Origin of the sequence: Nocardiopsis potens DSM 45234, from assembly GCF_000341105.1 — a bacterium.
GTDB classification, from domain to species: Bacteria; Actinomycetota; Actinomycetes; order Streptosporangiales; family Streptosporangiaceae; genus Nocardiopsis_A; species Nocardiopsis_A potens.
Genome location: NZ_ANBB01000047.1, coordinates 91,010 through 111,961, shown reverse-complemented (window position 1 = coordinate 111,961; position 20,952 = coordinate 91,010). Strand labels below are relative to the sequence as shown.

Genomic DNA, 20,952 nt, shown 5'->3' with positions numbered 1-20,952 from the left:
CGGCGGGACGGGCCCGCGCGGCCGGGGCGCCCGCTCCGGCCGGCGGGGCCGTCCGGGGTCAGCGCAGGCCGGCCGGGCGGCCGAGCGCGGTGGTGATCAGCCGGTCCACCAGGGCCGGGTAGTCCAGCCCGGTGGCCTCCCACATCTTCGGGAAGGCCGAGCTGGGGGTGAAGCCGGGCAGCGTGTTGATCTCGTTGACCAGCACCTCGCCGGCGTCGGTGTAGAAGAAGTCGACCCGGGCCAGGCCCTCACAGCCCAGCGCCTCGAAGGTCGCCACGGCCGCCTTGCGGATCCGCTCGACCGCCTCGGCGGGCAGCTCCGCCGGGATGGTGAGGCTGCTGGTGGAGAGGTACTTGGCCTCGAAGTCATAGAAGTCGAAGCCCTCGGCGACGTGGATCTCCGCGGGCAGCGAGGCCTCGGGGGCGGCTCCGTCCAGCCCCTCCAGGACCCCGCACTCGACCTCCCGGCCGGAGACCGCGGCCTCCACGATGACCTTCGGGTCGTGCTCGCGGGCGGCCTCGATCGCCGCCGCCAGCGCGTCGGCGTCGGAGGCGTCGGCGACCCGGGTGATGCCGACGCTGCTGCCGGCCCGGGCCGGCTTGACGAACACCGCGCCGCCCAGCGCCGCCGCGTCGTCCAGCACCCGCTTGCGCTCGGCGCGCCACCGCCGGTCGGTGACGGCCAGGTAAGGGCCGGTGGCGATGCCGTTCGCGGTGAACATGGCCTTCATGAAGACCTTGTCCATGGAGGCGGCGCTGGCGAACACCCCGGCGCCGGCGTAGCGGGCGCCCATCATCTCGAACAGGCCCTGGATGGTGCCGTCCTCGCCGTAGGGGCCGTGCAGCAGCGGCAGCACCACGTCCACCTCGCCGAGCCGGGCGGGCACCTCGTCCGGGCCCAGCACCAGCAGGTCGGAGGCGGCGTCGAAGGGCAGCGCCAGCCGGGCGCCGCCGGCCGCCGCGCTCTCCACCGTGGGCAGCTCCTTGCCCGCGCCGATGGCCAGCCGCTCCGGGTCGGACGGGGCGAGCACCCACTCGCCGCCCCGGGTGATGCCGATCGGCACCACCTCGTAGCGGTCCGCGTCGATCGCCGACAGCACACTGCCCGCGGTGACGCAGCTGATCTCGTGCTCGGAACTGCGCCCGCCGAAGACGACGGCGACGCGGATTTTACGCTGCTCGGCCATGCTGCCCGACCCTATCTCGCCTTAAAACCGACCCGAAAACCGCGATGTGCGGTGTCCGGACTTGCCGGAGCGGGCCCCGACCCGGGACCGCCCCGCCCTCCTGTCGCCTCCCCGCCGCGCCGGAGGACCGGCCCGCGCCGCGGCCGGATCGGCCGCGTGGAGCGGGAAGCACCGCTCCGGCGCGCGGCCGGAGGGCGCCGGCCCCGGCGCCGGGGAGGGTCCGCCGCGCCGGCGCGCCGGATGCGCACCGGTGCGACGTGGAGCCTACGTGACCGGAGCCGCCGCGGATACCACCCCGCGCCCCGGTGTCCCGGCCCGACCGCCGGTCAGACCCCGTACCGCTCCGGTTTGGCGCTGCGCGACATGAACGCCATCAGCGCCTCGGCGGGCGACAGGTCGTGGTGCATCATCCCGACCACGGCCTCGGTGATCGGCATGTCGATGCCGTGCTTGCGGGCCAGCGCCAGGATGGACTCCGAGGACTTCACGCCCTCCGCGGTCTGCCTGGTCTCGGCGACGACCTGCTCCAGGGTGAGCCCGGAGCCCAGCCGCTCACCGAAGGTGCGGTTGCGCGACAGCGGCGAGCTGCACGTGGCCACCAGGTCGCCCATGCCGGCGAGCCCGGCCAGGGTGTGCTCGTCGGCGCCGAGCGCCACCGCCAGCCGCACCGTCTCGGCGAGGCCGCGGGTGATCAGCGATGCCTTGGCGTTGTCGCCGAAGCCCATGCCGACCGCGACGCCCACCGCCAGCGCGATGACGTTCTTCACCGCCCCGCCCAGCTCGGCGCCGACCAGGTCGGTGCTGCTGTACGGGCGGAAGTAGGCGGACTTGCACAGGTGCTGCAGGCGCACCGCGGTGGGCTCGTGCGGGCAGGCGACCACGGCGGTGGCCGGCTGCCGCTCGGCGATCTCCCGGGCCAGGTTGGGGCCGGTCACCACGGCGACCTGGGACTCCGGCAGCGCCAGCTCCTCGGCGATCACCTCGCTCATCCGCAGCGAGGTGCCCAGCTCGACGCCCTTCATCAGGCTGACCACCACCGCCTCGGGGCGGATGTGCGGGGCCCAGGCGCGCAGGTTGGCGCGGAGCGACTGGGACGGCACGGCGACCACCGCGAAGTCCGCCCCGGACAGCGCCTCGGCCGGGTCCGCGGTGGCGGAGAGCTCCGGGTTGAGCGCGATGCCGGGAAGGTAGTCGGGGTTCTCGTGGCGCTCGTCGACCGCCGCGGCGACCTCGGCCCGCCGGCCGTACAGCACCGTCCGTGCCTGCCCGGCGTCGGCCAGCACGTTGGCGAACGCGGTCCCCCAGGACCCGCCGCCCATCACCGCGACCTTCGTCATGCGGCGCCCGCCTTCCCGTTGCCGCCGTCCTCGACCGCCTTGTCCTGGCGGGCCTGCTTGGGGTCGTAGGGCACCGCGGGGGGCTCTTCGCCGCGGATCTCCGCCTGCAGCCGGGTGATGGCCGCCATGATCTCGGCGGTGGCCTCGCGCAGCACCGTCCCGGTGAGCGGCTTGTCCCGGTAGGCGGACAGGTCCACCGGCGGGCCGGCCGCCATCCGCACCCGCTTGCGCGGGAACAGGCTCAGCTTGTTGGTGCCGTACTCCAGGATCTCGTGCTCGCCCCAGTGCGCCAGCGGGACGACCGGCACGCCGGTGCTCAGCGCCAGCCGCGCCACACCGGTCTTGGCGGCCATCGGCCACAGCCGCGGGTCGCGGGTGACGGTGCCCTCCGGGTAGAAGATGACCGAGGAGCCGTCCCTGGTCAGCGCGGTCTCCGCCTCGCCGAGCGCCTTGATCGCCTCGGTACTGCCGCGCTTGACCGGGATCTGGCCGGTGCTCTTGGCGACGGAGCGGACCACCGGGATCCGCATCACGCCCTCCTTCATCGTGAAGGTGGGCCAGCGGCGACCGGCGACGTAGAGGAAGTGCGCGATGGTCAGCGGGTCGGCCATGGACAGGTGGTTGGCGGCGATGATCACACCGCCGCTGCGCGGGATGTTCTCCTGCCCGCTCCACTCCGGCTTGGTGAGCGTCCGCATGATCGGGCGGACGATGGAGGCCACGACGACCTTCACCCACCGCGACTCGCGTTGCTTCGCCACAGGCTCCTCCGGATCCGCCCCGCTCTCCAGGTGCACCCCCGCAGGGCCGGAGGGGGACGGCCTCCTGCGGTCGGTCCAGTCTAGGCGGCCCGGGAAGGCGCCCACGTCATGCCGGTGCGGGCGGTCTCCTTCGACCCCTGCGCCGTATGATGTTCGGGTTTATCCGGTTCCATCGGCGGTCAGGGGGGAGCACCGGTGGGCGAGCTGTGGTCGGTGCTGGTCCCGGTCAAGGGCCTGGCCGGGGCGAAGACCCGGCTGTCCCCGCTGGGCGGGGCGCTCCGCGGCGAGCTGGCGCTGGCCTTCGCCCGGGACACGGTGGCCGCGGCGGCCGCCTGCCCCCGGGTCGGAGCGGTGCTCGCGGTCACCGACGACCGCCGGGCCCAGCGGGCCCTGGCCGAGCTGGGCGCCTCGGTGGTCGGCGGCGAGCCGGGCACCGGGCTCAACCCGGCGCTGGCGCACGGCGCGGCCGCGGCCCGGCTGCGCGACCCCGGGCAGGGGGTGTGCGCGCTCTCCGCGGACCTGCCCGCGCTCCGCCCCGAGGAGCTGGAGCGGGCGCTGGGCGACGCGGCCCGGCACCCGCGCTCCTTCGTCGCCGACGCCGCCGGGGTGGGCACCACGCTGTACGCGGCCGCCCCCGGGGCGGAGTTCGCCCCGGCGTTCGAGGGCCCATCGCGCCGGCGCCACCTGCGGCTGGGCGCGGTCGAGCTGTCCCGCGCCGACCTTCCCGGCCTGCGCCGGGACGCCGACACCCCGGCCGACCTGGACGCCGCCCGCGGGCTGGGCGTCGGCCGGCACACCGCCGAGGCGCTGCGGCGGCTGGGCCTGTGAACGGCACGGCGCCGCCGGGCCCTTCCGGGCCGGGCGGCGCCGCGGTGCGCCGGGTTACTTCTTCTTGTCGTTCACCAGGTCCTTGAAGTCGGCCCCGGCCCGGAACCTCGGGACGAAGCTCGCGGGGACCTGGATGGCCTCCCCGGTCGCGGGGTTGCGGGCGGTGCGGGCGGCGCGCTCGGCCTTCTCGAACACGCCGAACCCGGTGATGGCGACCTTGTCGCCGGCGGCGACGGTCTTCTGGATGGTCTCCAACACGGCGTTGACGGCCTCGGTTGCGGTCTTCTTGTCCCCCAACCGGTCGGAGATCGCGTCGATCAGGTCACGCTTGTTCATTGGTTCCTCCGGTTCCCCCTTGCTCGCACGAAATTAGGGGACCGGAGGGGGTCCGCACAAACACAAACGCCCCTGTTTTCAGCGTGTCGAGGACTCATCGACCTGCGAAGAGATCTCCTTCAGCATCCGGTCGAGACGCTCGGAACCGCGAACAGGATCCCTTTTGACCGCTTCCGTGACAGTCAAAAGCCTACGAATAACCGGAATCCGGACACCCTCCGGGAGCGACTCGGCCAGCCGGTGGGCCTCCTTCAGCCGCTTCGCCAAATCAAGGTAAAATTCCGCTCCGGGCGGCGGTTCCGCGCCCTCGGAGGGGGTTCCGGGGTCTACCTGGTCACCGGGAGCCATGACCTCCGGGTCTCCTCGTAGGCGTCGATGTCGTCGGTGTGACGCAGGGTCAGGGCGATGTCGTCCAGCCCCTCCATCAGCCGCCAGCGAGTGTAGTCGTCGATCTCGAACGGCTCGGTCAGCCCGGGCGCCCGGACCTCGCGCTCCACCAGGTCCACGGTGACCGGCGCGGACGGGTCGGCCTCCACGATCGCCCACAGCCGCTCGATCACCGGCTGCGGAAGCACCACCGCCAGCAGCCCGCCCTTGAGCGCGTTGCCGCGGAAGATGTCGGCGAAGCGCGGGGAGAGCACGGCCTTGAAGCCGTAGTCCTGCAGCGCCCACACCGCGTGCTCGCGGGAGGAGCCGGTGCCGAAGTCCGGCCCGGCGATCAGCACGTCGGAGCCCCGGTATGCCTCCCGGTTCAGCACGAAGTCGGGGTCGTTGGCCCGCCAGGCGGCGAACAGCCCGTCCTCGAACCCGGTGCGCGCCACCCGCTTGAGGTAAACGGCCGGGATGATCTGGTCGGTGTCCACGTTGCTCGCGCGCAGCGGGGCGCCGCGCCCGGTGTGGACGGTGAACTTCTCCATGGCTCGTCCTTCTCCGTTCGTCGTCGCAGGGGCGTCAGCGGCGCCCGGTCACAGGTCCGCGGGCGAGGACAGCGTGCCGCGCACCGCGGTCGCCGCGGCCACCAGCGGCGAGACCAGGTGGGTGCGGCCCCCCTTGCCCTGCCGGCCCTCGAAGTTGCGGTTGGACGTGGACGCGCTGCGCTCGCCCGGCTTGAGCTGGTCGGGGTTCATGCCCAGGCACATCGAGCAGCCCGCCTCGCGCCACTCGGCGCCGGCCGCCTTGAAGACCTCGCCCAGGCCCTCCTCGTTCGCCTGCTCCTTGACCCGCATCGAGCCGGGGACCACCAGCATCCGCACCCCGTCGGCGACCTTGCGGCCCTTGATCACCTCGGCCGCGGCGCGCAGGTCCTCGATCCGGCCGTTGGTGCACGAGCCGAGGAAGACGGTGTCCACCCTGATGTCCCGCATCCGGGTGCCGGCCCGCAGGTCCATGTAGGAGAGCGCCTTCTCGGCCGCGGCGCGGTCGTCGGCGCCCGCCATCTCCGCGGGGTCGGGCACCTCGGCGTCCAGCGGCACGCCCTGGCCCGGGTTGGTGCCCCAGGTGACGAAGGGGCTCAGCCGGTCGGCGTCGAGCACGACCTCCTTGTCGAAGACGGCGTCCTCGTCGCTGCGCAGGCTCTTCCAGTGCTCGACCGCGGCCTCGAAGTCCGCGCCGGCCGGGGCGTGCGGGCGGCCCTCGATGTAGTCGAAGGTGGTCTGGTCCGGGGCGATCATGCCGGCCCGGGCGCCCGCCTCGATCGACATGTTGCAGATGGTCATCCGGGCCTCCATGGAGAGCGCCCGGATCGCCTCGCCGCGGTACTCGATGACGTAGCCCTGCCCGCCGCCGGTGCCGATCTCGGCGATCACCGCCAGGATGATGTCCTTGGCCGTCACCCCCGGCTTCAGCGTGCCGTTCACCGTGACCGCCATGGTCTTGAACGGGGTCATCGGCAGCGTCTGGGTGGCCAGCACGTGCTCCACCTGGCTGGTGCCGATGCCGAAGGCCAGCGCGCCGAAGGCGCCGTGGGTGCTGGTGTGGCTGTCGCCGCAGACGATGGTCATGCCCGGCTGGGTGAGCCCCATCTGCGGGCCCACCACGTGCACGATGCCCTGGTCGATGTCGCCCATCGGGAACAGCCGGACGCCGAACTCGGCGGCGTTCTTGCGCAGCGTCTCGATCTGGGTGCGGGAGACCTTGTCCGCGATCGGGCCGAGGATGTTCTCGGTGGGCACGTTGTGGTCCTCGGTGGCCACCGTCAGGTCGGGGCGGCGCACCCCCCGGCCGGCCAGCCGGAGGCCCTCGAAGGCCTGCGGGCTGGTCACCTCGTGCACGAGGTGCAGGTCGATGTAGAGCAGGTCGGGCTCCCCGTCGGCACGCCTGACGACGTGCTCCTCCCAGACCTTCTCGGCCATCGTGCGTGCCATCTGCGACGCCTCCCGGTTGTATCGCTGGACCGTGTGCGGAATGGACCTGTGGAGCGGCCCGCCGCCTCTCCCGGTGCCCGCCCGCGCGGCGCGGAGACGCGCGTCGACCCGGACTTGCATTCCAAATAGCGAGACGGCAATATCAAGCCATGGACAACTCTAGCTCATCCAGCGGCGTCGGTGTCCTGGACAAGACGATGTCGGTCCTGGACGCCCTCGAAGCGGGCCCGGCCTCCCTGGCCCAGCTCGTCAAGATCACCGGCCTGGCGCGCCCCACCGCGCACCGGTTGGCCGTCGCCCTGGAGCGGCACCGCATGGTCACCCGGGACAGCCAGGGGCGGTTCGTGCTCGGCCCGCGGCTGGGCGAACTGTCCATCGCCACCGGCGAGGACCGGCTGCTGGCCGCCGCCACCCCGGTCCTGGCCCAGCTGCGCGACCTCACCGGGGAGAGCGCCCAGCTCTACCGGAGACAGGGCGACGTCCGGGTGTGCGTGGCCGCCGCCGAGCGGGCCAGCGGCCTGCGGGACACCGTCCCGGTCGGCAGCGAGCTGCCGATGAACGCCGGTTCGGCCGCCCAGGTCCTGCTCGCCTGGGAGGACACCGACCGGATCCGCCGCTCGCTGCGCGGCGCGCACTTCACCGCGCAGAGCCTCACCCAGGTCCGCCGGCGCCGCTGGGCGCAGAGCGTCGGCGAGCGCGAGCAGGGGGTCGCCTCGGTGTCGGCCCCCATCTCCGGACCGGGCGGCCGGGTGATCGCCGCGGTCTCGGTCTCCGGTCCGATCGAGCGCCTGACCCGCTCCCCCGGCCGGCTGCACGCCAAGGCCGTCACGGCCGCCGCGGAGAAGATCACCGAGGCCCTGCACAACCACGAGGCGGTGTGAGCACCCGCGCTCTATAGTGGAATTCCGCGGTCCACGAAGGAGGGCGAGCAATGGCGATGCCCGTCACGGGCCTGATGCAGGATCTCGGCACCCTCGCCGACCAGATCGAGGCCCCCGATGGCTACCGGGTGGAGATCATCGAAGGGAAGGTCGTCGTGTCCCCCACTCCGCTCGGTTCGCACGCCCTGCTCGCCTCCCGGGTCCAGTACGCGCTGCGCAGCCTGTTGCCGGCCGAATGGGAGATCGTCCAGTACGTGACCCTGGCCATCCCGGCGACCGGTGAGCGCTACATCCCGGATCTGGCCGTCCTCCCGGCCTCCCTGCTCACGGAGGAGATCTGGAAGTTCCCCTCGCAGGAGGCCCTGCTCACCGTGGAGATCACCTCGCCGAGCAACGCGGAGACGGACCAGGTCAAGAAGCCCCGCGGCTACGCATGCGGCGAGGTGCCCGCCTACCTGCTGATCGACACCGAGAACCGGCGCTGGACCCTCTTCGAGGAGCCGGAGAACGGCGTCTACCGCAAGCAGATGAACGTCACCACCGGCGACGACCTGCTCCTCCAGGCCCCCTTCACCGGCCCGCTGCGGACCTCCGCCATCGGCTGACCTCCGGGAGCGAGAGACACCGCGCCGGGACGGTGCTCTCTCCTACGCCGACCGGCTACCCCCGCAGCGGGACGCGGAGGATCCGGTCGTCGCCGTCGCGGGGGTCGCCGCGGCCGTCCCGGTTGCTGGTGGTGATCCACAGCTCGGAGCCGCCGGGGGCGGCCGCCACCGCGCGGAGCCGGCCGTACTCGCCCTGGTAGAGCACCTCCGGCTCGGCGACCGGGTCGTCCGGGTCGCCGGTGAGCGGCACCCGCCACAGCCGCTCGCCGCGGAGCGCGGCGACCCACAGCGACCCCTGGGCGACCGCCGCGCCGCTCGGCGAGGCCTCATCGGTGGTCCAGGTGACCACCGGGTCGACGGCCCCCTCGCCGCCGCCGGTGCCCTCGGTCTCCGGCCAGCCGTGGTCCCCGCCCGGCTCGATCACGTTGACCTCGTCCCAGGTGTCCTGGCCGAACTCGGTGGCCAGCAGCGCCCCGTCCTCGTCCCAGGCCAGGCCCTGCACGTTGCGGTGCCCGCCGCTGTAGACCACGGTCCCGCCGGGGTTGCCGGGGGCCGGGTCGCCGTCCGGGGTCATCCGCAGGATCTTGCCGCCGAGCGAGTCGGGGTCCCGGGCGTTCCCGGTGTCGCCGGCGTCGCCGGTGCCCGCGTAGAGGTGCCCGTCCGGGCCGAACGCGATCCGGCCGCCGTTGTGGAACGAGGCGGAGGGGATGCCGTCCAGCACGGTCTCCTGCCCGCCCAGCCCGCGGTCCGGGTCGAAGTCCATCCGCACGATCCGGTTGTCCGAGCCGGAGGTGAAGTAGGCGAACACCGCGCCCTCCAGGTCCTCGCCCATCTCCGGGGAGACCGCCAGGCCGAGCAGGCCGCCCTCGCCGGAGGGGGCGACCCCGTCCACCTCGCCGACGTCCTCGGTGCCGCCGTCCGGGAAGACCCGCAGCACCCGGGCGGTGTCCCGCTCGCCGACCAGCGCCGAGCCGTCCGGCAGGAACGCGATGGACCAGGGCGTCTCCAGGCCGTCGGCGACCGTCTCCGGCTCGCCGGGCGGGACCAGCCGGCCGGTGGCCTGCGGCGGCTCGGCGGGACCGCCCGGCCCGGCGGCGCCGCCACCGCCCCCGGCCTCCTCTCCGGCCCCGCCGGAGCAGGCGGGGAGCAGCAGCGCCGCGCCGAGGAGGGCGGCCGCGGCGCGCGGTCGGGCGTGTCGTCGCATGCCGGGTTCCTGCCCGCCCCGGCCCCGCCGTACCCCGGGAAGGGCCGCTCCGCGGGCCCTGGCGCCTTACTGACACCTTGTTTAACATGACGCCATGTCTCACACGAGTGCGGCCGACGCCGCGGCCCCCCGCCTCCGGTACGCGGCCACCGCGGACGGGCTGCGCCTGGCGGTGCGCGAGCACGGGGACCCGGCCGCGCCGACCCTGCTCTGCGTGCACGGCTTCCCGGACGACTCCTCGGTCTGGGACGGCGTCGCGGCCCGCCTGGCCGACCGCTACCACGTGGTCGCCTACGACGTCCGGGGCGCCGGCGCCTCCACCGCGCCCCGGCACCGCTCCGGCTACGCGCTGGACCGGCTCGCCGACGACATGGCCCGGGTCGCCCGGACCGCCTCTCCGGACGGGCCGGTGCACCTGCTCGCGCACGACTGGGGGTCGATCGCGGCCTGGCATGCGGTCACCGACGAGCGGCACGCCCCGGCGTTCGCCTCCTACACCTCGATCTCCGGCCCCTGCCTGGACCACGCGGCGCTCTGGCTGCGCTCCCGGCTGCGCCCCTCGCCACGCGCCCTGCGCGCCTTCGCCGACCAGGCGGTGCGCTCCGGCTACATCGCCTTCTTCCACCTGCCGGTCCTGCCCGAGCTGGCCTGGCTGACCGGGATCGGCGGCGCGGTGCTCGGCGCCCTGGACCGGATCGGCCGCCCGCCGGCCGGCTCCCCGCCGCCCCGGCGCGCGCTCCGCGACCACATCAACGGCCTCGGCCTGTACCGGGAGAACTTCCGCCCCCGGCTGCGCGCCCCCGCCGAGCGGCGCACCGCCGTCCCGGTCCAGGTGCTGCTCCCCGCCGACGAGGTGTTCATGACCGAGGGCGCGCAGACCGCGGCCGCCCGCTGGACCGAGGACTTCCGGGCGGTGCCGGTGGAGGGCGGCCACTGGATGCCGCGGTCCCGCCCGGGCGCGGTGGCCGAGCGGGTGCACGCCTTCGTCCGCGGGCTCGGCGCCGCCGGCCCGCGGTGACCCCGCCGCCGGTCGCCGATACTGGACGGTGCACGGCGGAGCGGCGGGAGGGCGGCGAATGGCGAGCGGACCGGCGGGCGGGGCGCGGCGCCCGCGCAGGATGTCCCCGGACCGGCGGCGGGAGGACCTGGTCCGCACCACGCTCCGGCTGTTCTCCGAGCGCTCGCCGGAGCGGGTCTCCCCGGAGGACGTCGCCGCGGCCGCGGACGTCTCCCGGGCGCTGGTCTACCGCTACTTCTCGGACATGGACGAGCTGCGCACCGCCGCGCTGCGCAGCGCGATCGGCGAGCTCGCGCCGCGGCTGGCCCCGCCGGAGGAGCTGCCCCCGGCCGAGCAGGTGCGCTCCGCGCTGCGCGCGTTCATCGCCTTCGCCGAGGAGTACGCCCCCGCCTACACCGCGCTGCTGCGCGGCGGCTCGAAGGTGGCCACCGAGCGGACCGAGGCGCTGATCGACGAGGTCCGCGGCCAAGTGCTGGCCCTGCTGGCGGAGCGCTCCGGCGCCGGCGAGCCCTCGCCCCGGGTGCGGCTGGCGATGCGCTGCTGGATCTCCGCGGTCGAGTCGGCCGTGCTGATCTGGATCGAGGAGCGCCCGATGCCCGCCGCCGAACTGGCCGACTGGCTGCTGGGCCAGCTGCTCGCGATGGTCGGCGCCTCCGGGGCTGGCGACGCGGAGGCCTTCGCCGCACGGCACATTGGATAGCGATACTCTCCACTCGGGGGCGCGGAGGCGCCCCGGGAAGGAGGCCGCGGCGTGCGCATCTCGGAGCTGAGCAGGCGGAGCGGCGTGCCGGTCGCCACGATCAAGTTCTACCTGCGCGAAGGGCTGCTCCCCAAGGGGGAGGCCACCTCGGCCACCCAGGCCCGCTACTCCGAGGGGCACCTGCGCCGGCTCCGGCTGGTGCGCGCGCTCACCGAGGTCGCCGGCGTCCCGCTGGCCCGGGTGCGCCGGCTGCTCGACGCGGTCGACGACACCGGCCTGGAACTGCACGACCTGCTCGGCACGGTGCAGTACACCCTGGCCGCCGATGAGGCCGGGGACGCCTCCGGCGACGCCCCGGAGGCCGAGCGGGTGGAGCGCCTCCTGGCCGGCCTGGACTGGCGGGTCTCGCCCTTCTCCCCGGACCGGCGCGCCCTGGGCCGCGCCCTGGAGGCGATGGAGCGGCTCGGCTTCTCCCCCGACCCCGCGCTGCTCGCCCGGTACGCCGCCGCGGCGCACACCGCCGCCGAGCTCGACGTCGCGGGCATCGACCCGGACGCGCCCCGGGAGCGGACCGTCGAGTACATGGCGGTCTGCTGCACCCTGATGGAGCGGGCGTTCGCCTCGATGCGCCGGATGGCCCAGGAGGACGTGTCCGCCCGGACCCTGCACGGCCGGGCCCGCCGCGAGGAGGAGCGGAGCGGGGACGCCTCCCCCGCCGCGGACGCCCCCGGGGCCTGATCCCCGCGAGGATTCCGGCGCCGCGGGGGCATCGGAGTGCTCCGGCGGCCCGCAGCGCCGGGACCGCCGCCGGCGGGGAGGGGCGGGAGGCCCCGCCCCTCCTCCCCCTCCTCCGGTGGGCTAGCCGCGGACCGGCGGCTGCTTGTGCGTGGTGACCGCGATCCGGTTGAAGAAGGCGATCACCGCGATCCCGGTGATCAGTGCGGCCAGCTCGCGCGGCGGGAAGTGCGCGGCGGCCCGGTCGTAGACCTCGTCGCTCACTCCGTGCTCGCCCAGCCGGGTGACCTCGTCGGTGAGCTCCAGCGCGGCCTGCTCGGCCTCGGTGAAGTGGTCCCGGGCCTCCCGCCAGGCGGCGGCCAGGAACAGCTTCTGCTCGCTCTGGCCCGCGCGGAGCGCGGAGCGGGTGTGCATGTCGATGCAGAACGCGCAGCCGTTCAGGTAGGAACCGCGCAGGTAGACCAGTTCGGTCAGGCGCTCGCCGAGCGCCTCGGCGACCAGCTTGCTGATGGCCGCCGCCGAGGGGTACATCTCGCCGAATTCGGCGGCGACGTCGACGCGTGCGTGCCGGTGCTCTGCTGCGGTGCTCATGGGGGCTCCCTCCGCCTCCGTGGGGTGCTGCTCTTCGCAGAAGAGACACCCCGGCCGGGCGGAGGCGTGACGCCCGGAGCCCCGGAACGGGTGTGAAGAGGGCCACTGGAGGGGCGAGGGGCCGACGACCGGGCCCGGGGTGCGGCTCGGGCGCGGTCGCCGGCCCGGAGGCCCCGGAGAAGCGGAAAGGCCCGCACTCTGCGAGTGCGGGCCTGCCCGTTGGTACCCCCGAGCGGATTCGAACCGCCGTTACCGCCTTGAGAGGGCGGCGTCCTAGGCCACTAGACGACGGGGGCCTCGGTGCTGCGGGACCTATCCTACCGAACTTCGGAAGTGCCCGAGTCGGTGTCGATCTGCCCGTTTTCGAGTCGGCGCCGGAGCGGCGACCCCAGAAAAAAGGCTCCCACGGTGATGGGAGCCCCTCCCTGCTACTGCGTACCCCCGAGCGGATTCGAACCGCCGTTACCGCCTTGAGAGGGCGGCGTCCTAGGCCACTAGACGACGGGGGCCCAGACGGGCCTACCGGCCCTGCGACCCTCGATGAGGGCCGTTGGCTGGGGTACCAGGACTCGAACCTAGACTAACTGAACCAGAATCAGTCGTGCTGCCGATTACACCATACCCCAGTGCGTTTCCGCGGCTTCCCGGCCTTTCGGCCCGTCCCCCGCGGCGACGTGCATAACCTTAGCGGACTTCCGGAGTGCTCGCGAATCGAATACGGGGGCGGCCCGGGTGCGCCGGACCACCCCCGTGCGCGGCTACTCCGCGGGCGCGCCGGCCCCGTCCGCGGCGAGCCGCTCCAGCGCGGCGCGCAGCCGGCGGACGGTGCGCTCCCGGCCCAGCAGCTCCAGCGACTCGAACAGCGGCAGCCCCACGGTGCGGCCGGTGACCGCGACCCGCACCGGCGCCTGGGCCTTGCCGAGCTTGAGCCCCTGGGCGGTGCCGATCTCCTCCAGCGCCGCCTTGAGCGCCTCGGCCTCCCACTCCTGCTTCTCGTCGGCGAAGCGCTCCGCGGCGGCGGTGAGCATCTCCGCGCCGATGCCGGGCTTCATCGCCTTGTTCCACGACTTCTCGTCGAAGACCGGCTCGGCCAGGAAGAGGAAGTCCACGTTGGGCACGATCTCGCTGAGCACCGCGATCCGGCTCTGCGCCAGCGGCGCGATGGCGCGGAAGGCCTCCGGGTCGTAGTCCTCGGCGGCCCAGGGCGCGTCCGGGCCCTCCAGCCAGGGGCGGCAGCGCTCGGCGAACTCCTCGGCGCTCAGCGCGCGGATGTACTCGCCGTTGAAGGCGCGCAGCTTCTTCTCGTCGAAGAAGGCACTGGAGCTGTTCACGCCGGCGATGTCGAACAGCGGCACCATCTGCGCCCAGGGCATGATCTCCCGGTCGTCCCCGGGGGCCCAGCCCAGCAGCATCAGGTAGTTGACCATCGCCTCGGCCAGGTAGCCCTCCTCCTGATAGGACTCCAGGGCCACCTTGTCCCGGCGCTTGGACAGCTTCTGCCGCTTCTCGTTGACGATGACCGGCAGGTGCGCCCAGACCGGCGGGGTGTGCCCCAGCGCCTCCCAGAGCAGCTGCTGCTTGGGGGTGTTGGACAGGTGCTCCTCGCCGCGGATCACCTCGTTGACGCCCATCTCCACGTCGTCGACCACGTTGGCCAGCACGAACAGCGGGGAGCCGTCGCCGCGGGCGATCACGAAGTCCTCGATGGCGGCGTGGTCGAACTCCACCCGGCCGCGGATCCGGTCGTCCACCACGGTCGGCCCGCCCTCGGGGACCCGGAAGCGCAGCGCCCGCCCCGGGCCGGGCTCCAGGCCGCGGTCCCGGCAGAAGCCGTCGTAGCCGCGGAACTCGTTGCCGCGCCGCTCCACCACCGCGTCCCGGGTGCAGTCGCAGTAGTAGGCCCGGCCGGCCTCGTACAGCGCCTCGGCGGTCTCGCGGTGCTTGCCCGCGTAGGCCGACTGGAAGTAGGGCCCCTCGAAGTGCGGGTCCTCGGCGGAGATGCCCAGCCAGGAGAGGGCCCGGACGATCCCGTCGGTCCACTCGGGGCGGTTGCGGGCCGCGTCGGTGTCCTCGATGCGGAGCACGAAGCGGCCGTCGGTCTGCTGTTGGGCCAGCGCCCAGTTGAAGAGCGCCGATCGCGCCCCCCCAACGTGGAACATGCCGGTCGGGGACGGCGCGAAGCGCACACGAATCGAAGTCTCACTCACCCGTCCAACCCTATCCGCGCCGACCGCCCCGGCCGGGGGTATCGGTAACCGGCGGATTCGTAGCTAACCTTCTTGACAGAGGAAAGTTGTGAAGGAAACCTACTGACACGCCGGGACGCCTCACCGGGGAAAGGACGGCCTCCTCCATGGCCACCACCGACAGCGCGGACGCCGCCGAGCGGGAACTGCGGGAACAGCTCGCCGGGCTGGCGACCGAGGCCCGCCGGGACGATCTGGCCGACATCGACCGGATGGGCACCGAAGCGATCCTCCAGGCGATGAGCGCCGAGGACGCGACGGTGCCCGCGGCGGTCGCCAAGGCCGCCCCCGCCGTGGCCGCGGCGATCGACGCGCTCACCGCGCGGATGCGCCGGGGCGGCCGGCTGATCTACGCCGGCGCGGGCACCGCCGGCCGGATGGGCGTGCTGGACGCCTCGGAGTGCCCGCCCACCTTCAACACCGACCCCGGCCAGGTGGTCGGGCTGATCGCCGGCGGCCCCGGGGCGATCCGGGAGGCGGTCGAGGGGGCGGAGGACGACGCCGCCGCGGGCGCCGCCGACCTCGCCTCGATCGGGCTGACCCCGGAGGACACCGTGGTCGGGATCTCCGCCTCCGGGCGGACCCCCTACGCCGTCGGCGCGGTGCGCCACGCGCGCGCGGCCGGCGCGCTGACCGTCGGGGTCTCCTGCAACCCCGGCTCCCCGCTGGGCGCCGCCGCCGAGCACGCGGTGGAGGTGGACACCGGACCCGAGCTCATCACCGGCTCCACCCGGCTCAAGGCCGGCACCGCGCAGAAGCTGGTGCTGAACATGATCTCCACCGTCACCATGGTCCGGCTCGGCAAGACCTACGGGAACCTCATGGTCGACCTGCGCAGCACCAACGAGAAGCTGCGCGCCCGGTCCCGGCGGATCGTGGAGATGGCCACCGGCGCCGGCGAGGAGGCCGTCGACCGCGCCCTCGCCGAGACCGGCGGCGAGGTGAAGGCCGCCATCCTCACCCTGCTCGGCGGGGTCGGGCCGGAGGAGGCCGCGCGGCTGCTGGCCGGCTCCGGCGGGCGGCTGCGCGACGCCGTCGACGCCGCCCGCGCCGGGCAGGCCCCGCCGTCCGCCGAGAGGACCGCGCCGTGACCCGTACCCCGCCCTGACCCGCTCCCCCGCCCCGGGCGGCCGCCCCGCCCGGGGCCGCCGCCCGATCCCGCCCTCCCCGCCCGGGCCGGCGCTCCCCGCCGGCCGCCCCCCGATCCCCGCCCCGTCCCCCGACGGGACCGCGTCCGCTCCCCCTCCCCCGGACTCCCCCGAACGGAGCCGAGGGGGCCCACCGAAAGGTTTCCGATGAGCGCACCGGACTCCCACGCCGCGACCGCGCGCGACCTCCTCGCGCTGGTCGGCGGCGAGGCCAACGTCACCTCGATCGCCAACTGCATCAGCCGGCTCCGGCTCGGCCTGGCCGACCGCTCACCGGTCCGGGACGCCGAGATCCGCGAGCACCCCAAGGTGCTGGGCGTGGTGGACGACGAGACCTACCAGATCGTGCTCGGCCCGGGCGCGGTCGGCCGGGTCACCGAGGAGTTCACCCGCCTGGTCGAGGCCGAGCGCGCGGAGCGCGCCGAAGGGCCGGGGGACCCGGCCGGGCCGGCGGCGGACGGCGCCGCCGCGCTGGCCGAGCGGGGGGCGGCGATCCGGGCGGAGAACAAGCGGCGCAACGCCACCCCGGTCAAGCTCTTCCTGCGGCGCATCGCCGACATCTTCGTGCCGCTCATCCCGGCGCTGATCGCCTGCGGCATCCTGGCCGGCGTCAACGGGCTGCTGGCCAACTTCGGCTGGCTGCCCGCGGCCCAGCCCGCGCTCGCCGCGCTGGCCTCCGGCTTCATGTCGCTGATCGCGGTGTTCGTCGGGATGAACGCGGCCAAGGAGTTCGGTGGCACCCCGATCCTGGGCGGCGCGGTCGCCGCGATCATCCCGTTCGCCGGCGTCGCCGACGTGCAGGCCTTCGGCATGGAGCTGGCCCCGGGGCAGGGCGGCGTGCTCGGCGCGCTGGCCGCGGCGGTGCTCTGCGCCCGGGTGGAGCGGTGGGTGCGCCGGTGGGTGCCGGAGACGCTGGACATCCTGGTCACCCCGACCATCGCGGTGCTGGTCTCCGGCCTGGTGACGGTGTACGGCCTGATGTACCTGGCCGGCGAGCTCTCCGAGGCGATCGGGGTGGCGGCGAACTGGCTGCTGGCCCAGGCGGGCGGCTTCGCCGGGTTCGTCCTGGGCGGGCTCTTCCTGCCGCTGGTCATGCTCGGGCTGCACCAGGCGCTGATCCCGATCCACACCACGCTGATCGGGCTGGACGGCCACACCGTGCTGCTGCCGATCCTGGCGATGGCCGGCGCGGGCCAGGTCGGCGCGGCGCTCGCGGTCTACGTGCGGCTGAAGAACAACGCCGGCGTGCGGAACACGATCCGCTCGGCGCTCCCCGCCGGCCTGCTCGGGGTGGGCGAGCCGCTGATCTACGGGGTGACGCTGCCGCTGGGGCGGCCGTTCATCACCGCCTGCGCGGGCGGCGCGGTCGGCGGCGGCGTGGTGGGCCTGCTGGGCCAGCTCGGCACCACGGTGGGCTCGACCGCGATCGGCCCGTCCGGCTGGGCGCTCTTCCCGCTGCTCCAGGGGAGCCAGGGCATCGGCCCGGCGATCGCGGTCTACGGCGCCGGGCTGCTCGCCGGGTACGCCGCCGGGTTCGCGCTGACCTACTTCTTCGGCTTCGGCAAGGGCGCGCTCACCGAGCTGAACGCCCCGGCGGCGGAGCGGACCGAGACCGCCGCCGCACCGGTGTAGCCGGATCCCGCCCCGGGCGGCCATGGCGCCGCGGCCCCCTCGGAGCGCTCCGAGGGGGCCGCGGCGCCGGGTCCATCGCGGGAGGGGCCCGCCGGGGCGGTCAGTCCTCCCGGGTGGTGACCGTGTTGGCCAGCTCGCCGATCCGCTCGATGGCGACGGTGACCCGCTGGCCGGGGCGGACCGGGCCGACGCCGGCCGGGGTACCGGTGAGGATGACGTCCCCGGGGACCAGCGTCATGAAGGAGCTGACGTAGGAGACCAGCTCGGCCAGGGGGTGGATGAGGTTGGAGGTGCGGTCGTCCTGGCGGACCTCGCCGTCGACGCTGGTGGTGATCCGCAGGTCGGAGGCCTCCTCCAGGGTGAGGCCGGTCTCGATCCAGGGGCCGAGCGGGCAGAAGGAGTCGAACCCCTTGGCCCGGGTCCACTGCTTGTCCTTGCGCTGCAGGTCCCGCGCGGTGACGTCGTTGGCGCAGGTGTAGCCGAAGATGAGCTCGCCGGCCCGCTCCGGGGGCACCTCGCGGCCGAGCCGCCCGACGACCAGGGCCAGCTCGCCCTCGTAGTCGACCCGCTCGGAGATCTTCGGGTGGAACACCGGGTCGTTCGGCCCGACCACCGAGGTGGAGGGCTTGAGGAAGACCACCGGCTCCTCGGTGGCCGGCCCGGTGGTGTCCGCCATCTCCGCGACGTGCTCGGCGTAGTTCTTGCCGATGCAGATCACCTTGCTGGGCAGCACCGGGGAGAGCAGCCGGACGTCGTCCAGCTTGGCCCGCTCCCCGGTCAGCTGGATGCGGCCGAGCAGCGGGTGCCCGCTGAGCCGCGAGACGTACTCCTCCCCGCTGTCGACGTCGGTGTCGACCAGCCCGAAGCCGACATCGTCCCCGGAGGAGAACCTCGCGATGCGCACGGTCGCGCCCACCCCTTCACCAGCTCGAAGTACCTGCTCCCCCGAGGTTACCGACGCGGCGGCGCCGGTGCGCCGCGGCGCGGCCCGGACCGCCGCCCCGTGCCGGCCCCGGACCCGTCGGCCGGCCGGGACCCGCCCACCGGCACCGGCCCGCGGAGCCGGCGGGGCCGGGGCCGGCGCCCGGAGAGCCGCGCCCCTCCCCGCGCGTCCGTTCTGCACCGGTGAACGGTCCATCGGCCGGTGTTCAACCTGCCTTAGCATTTCCGGTATGACCGATTGGGACCTGCGCCGGCTCCGGGTGCTGCGCGCACTGGGCGAGCACGGCACCGTGCGGGCCGCGGCCGAGGCCCTGCAGATGACGCCGTCGGCCGTCTCCCAGCAGCTGGCCGCGCTCTCCCGGCAGGTGGGCACGGCGCTGCTGGAGGCGCACGGCCGCCGGGTCCGGCTCACCGACGCCGGGCACGTGCTGCTCCGCCACACCGACCAGGTCTTCTCCGACCTGGAGCGGGCCGAGGCGGAGCTGGAGGGGTTCGTCCGCGGCGACGCCGGGCGGGTCTCGGTGGGCGCGTTCGCCACCGCGGTGCCGGCCCTGGTCGTCCCGGCCGCCACCGACCTGCGCCGCCGCCATCCCGGCCTGGAGCTGCGGATCCGCGAGGCCGAGGCGGCCGAGGCCTACGAGCTGCTGGCCGCGGGCGAGGTGGACCTGGCGCTCTCGCTGGCCGCCGACGCGCCCTCGCCGCGGGACGCCAAGTTCGAGCGGACCACGCTGCTCGCCGACCCGATGTACGCGGCGCTGCCCGCGCACCACCGGCTGGCCGCCGCCCCCGGCCTGCGCCTGGCCGACCTGGCCCGCGAGCCGTGGATCTTCGGCAGCTCCGGCCCCTGGCGCGACATCACCCTCACCGCCTGCGCCAACGCCGGGTTCACCCCGGAGCAGACGCACGTGGCCGCCGACTGGGAGGCGATCCTGGCCATGGTCGCCGCCGGGATGGGGGTGGCGCTGGTGCCGCGGATGGCCGCGCCCGCGCCGCGCCCGGGGGCGGCCGTCCGCGAGCTCCGCGCCGACCGGCCGCGGCGGCACGTGGTCGCCGCGGTGCGCTCCGGCTCCGGCGACCGGCCGCGGCTGGCCCGGGTGCTGCGCGCGCTGCAGCGCGCCGCCGCCGAGCACGCCGAGGACTCCGGCGCCCGCATTGTTCAGCCGGACTGAACAGTCTGATCGGCAGATCGCGATGGACGTGACGGATCGGCCGGGCGCACACTGGACGGCAGACGGCCCATCGAGGTACGGACCGCACATTTCCGGCACCCGATCAGAAGGTGAGACGTGACCGCGAACCAGACGTCCGATCCGCACGCCCACGACGCCCTCCCCTATTCCGGCGGCGACCCGTACGCCGACTACCGCCGCTCCGAGCACGCCTTCACGGCCCTGGTCGACCTGGCCGACCGCCGCCTGGGCGCCGGCGCCATCGCGACCAACGACGAGTTCTTCGCCCAGCGGGAGAACCTGCTCAAGCCGGAGCCCGCGGTCTTCGACCCGGAGGCGTTCGGGCACAAGGGCAAGATCATGGACGGCTGGGAGACCCGCCGCCGGCGCAACACCGCCGAGAGCCCCTTCCCCGAGGACGGCGAGCACGACTGGACGCTGATCCGGCTCGGCCTGCCCGGCGTGATCCGCGGCATCGTCGTGGACACCGCGCACTTCCGCGGCAACTACCCGCAGCAGGCCTCGGTGGAGGCCGCCAGCGTCCCGGGCACCCCCTCCGAGGAGGAGCTGCTCGGCCCGGACGTGGTCTGGACCGAGATCGTCCCCCGCTCCCAGCTGCGCGGGCACGCCGCCAACGGGTTCCCGGTGGACTCCGCCAAGCGCTGGACCCACCTGCGGCTGAAGATGTACCCCGACGGCGGCATCGCCCGGCTGCGTGTGCACGGCGAGCCGGTCGCCGACCCGGAGTGGCTGGGCGCGCTCGGCTCCTTCGACCTGGCCGCGCTGGAGAACGGCGGCTCGGTCGCGGACGCCTCCGACCGCTTCTACTCCCCGCCGGAGAACACCATCCTGCCCGGGCGCTCCCGGAAGATGGACGACGGCTGGGAGAACCGCCGCCGCCGGGTCCGGGAGAGCAACGACTGGGTGCTCTACCGGCTGGCCGGCCACTCCGAGGTGCGCGCCGTGGAGATCGACACCGCCTACCTCAAGGGCAACGCCGCCGGCTGGGTGGAGATCTCCTTCGCCGACGAGACCAAGTCCGACCTGGCCGACGCGTCCGCCTGGACCACGGTGCTGCCGCGCACCCGGCTGCAGCCGGACTCCCCGCACCGCTTCCTGCTGACCGACGCCCCCGCGGCCACCCACGCCCGGATCGACGTCTTCCCGGACGGCGGCTACTCCCGGGTGCGCTTCCACGGCGCGCTCACCGCGACCGGCCTGGACGCCCTGCGCGCCCGCTGGGCCGAGCTGGCCTGAGCCCGCGGCGCGG

General features: G+C 74.5%; 21 protein-coding genes and 3 tRNA genes. 10 read left to right on the top strand and 14 right to left on the bottom strand.

Annotated elements, in window-relative coordinates; translation table 11 throughout:
* Positions 1-58: 58 nt before the first annotated feature.
* From D459_RS0119820 to D459_RS0119810, 3 genes are all read right to left on the bottom strand, one after another.
* On the bottom strand, positions 59-1,186 hold the full coding sequence (locus D459_RS0119820) for a D-alanine--D-alanine ligase family protein (RefSeq protein ID WP_017594745.1): 1,128 nt from the start codon (positions 1,184-1,186) through the stop codon (positions 59-61).
* A gap of 326 nt (positions 1,187-1,512) precedes the next feature.
* Positions 1,513-2,523, bottom strand: a complete 1,011-nt coding sequence (locus tag D459_RS0119815) for an NAD(P)H-dependent glycerol-3-phosphate dehydrogenase (protein WP_017594744.1) — start codon at positions 2,521-2,523, stop codon at positions 1,513-1,515.
* Positions 2,520-3,284: a lysophospholipid acyltransferase family protein gene (locus D459_RS0119810; RefSeq protein WP_026120570.1), complete on the bottom strand. Its 765-nt coding sequence runs from the start codon at positions 3,282-3,284 to the stop codon at positions 2,520-2,522. Before D459_RS0119810 ends, D459_RS0119815 begins: the two co-directional genes overlap by 4 nt.
* A gap of 195 nt (positions 3,285-3,479) precedes the next feature.
* On the opposite strand from D459_RS0119810, the gene cofC reads away from it, so the two are divergent.
* Complete coding sequence (cofC, locus tag D459_RS0119805; protein ID WP_017594742.1) at positions 3,480-4,112, top strand: 2-phospho-L-lactate guanylyltransferase; 633 nt, start codon at positions 3,480-3,482, stop codon at positions 4,110-4,112.
* 54 nt (positions 4,113-4,166) lie between these two features.
* Here the strand turns inward: cofC and D459_RS0119800 are convergent, their stop codons facing one another.
* The 4 genes from D459_RS0119800 to leuC form a co-directional block, all read right to left on the bottom strand.
* Entirely contained in the window at positions 4,167-4,448 is a 282-nt protein-coding gene (locus tag D459_RS0119800) for an HU family DNA-binding protein (protein WP_017594741.1), read from the bottom strand.
* 78 nt (positions 4,449-4,526) lie between these two features.
* Positions 4,527-4,796: an SCO5555 family protein gene (locus D459_RS32205; RefSeq protein ID WP_020380263.1), complete on the bottom strand. Its 270-nt coding sequence runs from the start codon at positions 4,794-4,796 to the stop codon at positions 4,527-4,529.
* On the bottom strand, positions 4,775-5,365 hold the full coding sequence (gene leuD / locus D459_RS0119795; protein WP_017594740.1) for a 3-isopropylmalate dehydratase small subunit: 591 nt from the start codon (positions 5,363-5,365) through the stop codon (positions 4,775-4,777). The genes D459_RS32205 and leuD overlap by 22 nt, the downstream gene beginning before the upstream one ends.
* A 48-nt stretch (positions 5,366-5,413) precedes the next feature.
* Positions 5,414-6,811 (bottom strand): 3-isopropylmalate dehydratase large subunit, encoded by a 1,398-nt coding sequence (gene leuC, locus D459_RS0119790; protein WP_017594739.1) that lies wholly within the window; start codon positions 6,809-6,811, stop codon positions 5,414-5,416.
* A 197-nt stretch (positions 6,812-7,008) separates the two neighbouring features.
* Here leuC and D459_RS0119785 point away from each other — a divergent pair, with 197 nt between their 5' ends.
* Both D459_RS0119785 and D459_RS0119780 read left to right on the top strand, forming a co-directional pair.
* Entirely contained in the window at positions 7,009-7,692 is a 684-nt protein-coding gene (locus D459_RS0119785; protein ID WP_017594738.1) for an IclR family transcriptional regulator, read from the top strand.
* A gap of 50 nt (positions 7,693-7,742) precedes the next feature.
* A complete protein-coding gene (locus tag D459_RS0119780; protein ID WP_017594737.1) occupies positions 7,743-8,297 on the top strand; it encodes a Uma2 family endonuclease in 555 nt (184 codons plus the stop codon).
* Between the two features lie 55 nt (positions 8,298-8,352).
* Here D459_RS0119780 and D459_RS0119775 read toward each other — a convergent pair whose 3' ends face one another.
* The gene (locus tag D459_RS0119775; protein WP_017594736.1) at positions 8,353-9,501 is read right to left on the bottom strand and encodes a PQQ-dependent sugar dehydrogenase; all 1,149 of its coding nucleotides are present in this window, start codon (positions 9,499-9,501) and stop codon (positions 8,353-8,355) included.
* 94 nt (positions 9,502-9,595) lie between these two features.
* Here D459_RS0119775 and D459_RS0119770 point away from each other — a divergent pair, with 94 nt between their 5' ends.
* From D459_RS0119770 to D459_RS32200, 3 genes are all read left to right on the top strand, one after another.
* Positions 9,596-10,519, top strand: a complete 924-nt coding sequence (locus D459_RS0119770; protein WP_017594735.1) for an alpha/beta fold hydrolase — start codon at positions 9,596-9,598, stop codon at positions 10,517-10,519.
* A 100-nt stretch (positions 10,520-10,619) separates the two neighbouring features.
* Positions 10,620-11,219, top strand: a complete 600-nt coding sequence (locus D459_RS0119765) for a TetR/AcrR family transcriptional regulator (RefSeq protein ID WP_020380262.1) — start codon at positions 10,620-10,622, stop codon at positions 11,217-11,219.
* A gap of 51 nt (positions 11,220-11,270) precedes the next feature.
* Positions 11,271-11,957 carry a MerR family transcriptional regulator gene (locus D459_RS32200; RefSeq protein WP_017594733.1) on the top strand — a complete coding sequence of 229 codons (687 nt, stop codon included), beginning with the start codon at positions 11,271-11,273 and terminating at the stop codon, positions 11,955-11,957.
* A 120-nt stretch (positions 11,958-12,077) separates the two neighbouring features.
* Here the strand turns inward: D459_RS32200 and D459_RS0119755 are convergent, their stop codons facing one another.
* The 5 genes from D459_RS0119755 to gltX form a co-directional block, all read right to left on the bottom strand.
* On the bottom strand, positions 12,078-12,545 hold the full coding sequence (locus tag D459_RS0119755) for a carboxymuconolactone decarboxylase family protein (RefSeq protein WP_017594732.1): 468 nt from the start codon (positions 12,543-12,545) through the stop codon (positions 12,078-12,080).
* Between the two features lie 220 nt (positions 12,546-12,765).
* Positions 12,766-12,841, bottom strand: a tRNA-Glu gene (locus D459_RS0119750).
* Between the two features lie 140 nt (positions 12,842-12,981).
* A tRNA-Glu gene (locus tag D459_RS0119745) sits at positions 12,982-13,054 on the bottom strand.
* A 42-nt stretch (positions 13,055-13,096) separates the two neighbouring features.
* Positions 13,097-13,171 (bottom strand) — tRNA-Gln (locus tag D459_RS0119740).
* A 132-nt stretch (positions 13,172-13,303) separates the two neighbouring features.
* The gene (gltX, locus tag D459_RS0119735) at positions 13,304-14,752 is read right to left on the bottom strand and encodes a glutamate--tRNA ligase (RefSeq protein ID WP_152523047.1); all 1,449 of its coding nucleotides are present in this window, start codon (positions 14,750-14,752) and stop codon (positions 13,304-13,306) included.
* A 146-nt stretch (positions 14,753-14,898) separates the two neighbouring features.
* Here gltX and murQ point away from each other — a divergent pair, with 146 nt between their 5' ends.
* Both murQ and D459_RS0119725 read left to right on the top strand, forming a co-directional pair.
* Complete coding sequence (gene murQ / locus D459_RS0119730; RefSeq protein WP_017594730.1) at positions 14,899-15,882, top strand: N-acetylmuramic acid 6-phosphate etherase; 984 nt, start codon at positions 14,899-14,901, stop codon at positions 15,880-15,882.
* A 204-nt stretch (positions 15,883-16,086) separates the two neighbouring features.
* Positions 16,087-17,571, top strand: coding sequence for a PTS transporter subunit EIIC (locus tag D459_RS0119725; RefSeq protein ID WP_017594729.1), 1,485 nt, complete (start codon positions 16,087-16,089; stop codon positions 17,569-17,571).
* A 100-nt stretch (positions 17,572-17,671) separates the two neighbouring features.
* On the opposite strand, the gene D459_RS0119720 is transcribed toward D459_RS0119725, so the two are convergent.
* Positions 17,672-18,475: a fumarylacetoacetate hydrolase family protein gene (locus D459_RS0119720; protein WP_026120568.1), complete on the bottom strand. Its 804-nt coding sequence runs from the start codon at positions 18,473-18,475 to the stop codon at positions 17,672-17,674.
* A 268-nt stretch (positions 18,476-18,743) separates the two neighbouring features.
* Here D459_RS0119720 and D459_RS0119715 point away from each other — a divergent pair, with 268 nt between their 5' ends.
* Positions 18,744-19,682 (top strand): LysR family transcriptional regulator, encoded by a 939-nt coding sequence (locus D459_RS0119715; protein WP_017594727.1) that lies wholly within the window; start codon positions 18,744-18,746, stop codon positions 19,680-19,682.
* Between the two features lie 117 nt (positions 19,683-19,799).
* Positions 19,800-20,939 carry an allantoicase gene (gene alc / locus D459_RS0119710; protein WP_017594726.1) on the top strand — a complete coding sequence of 380 codons (1,140 nt, stop codon included), beginning with the start codon at positions 19,800-19,802 and terminating at the stop codon, positions 20,937-20,939.
* Positions 20,940-20,952: the final 13 nt, after the last annotated feature.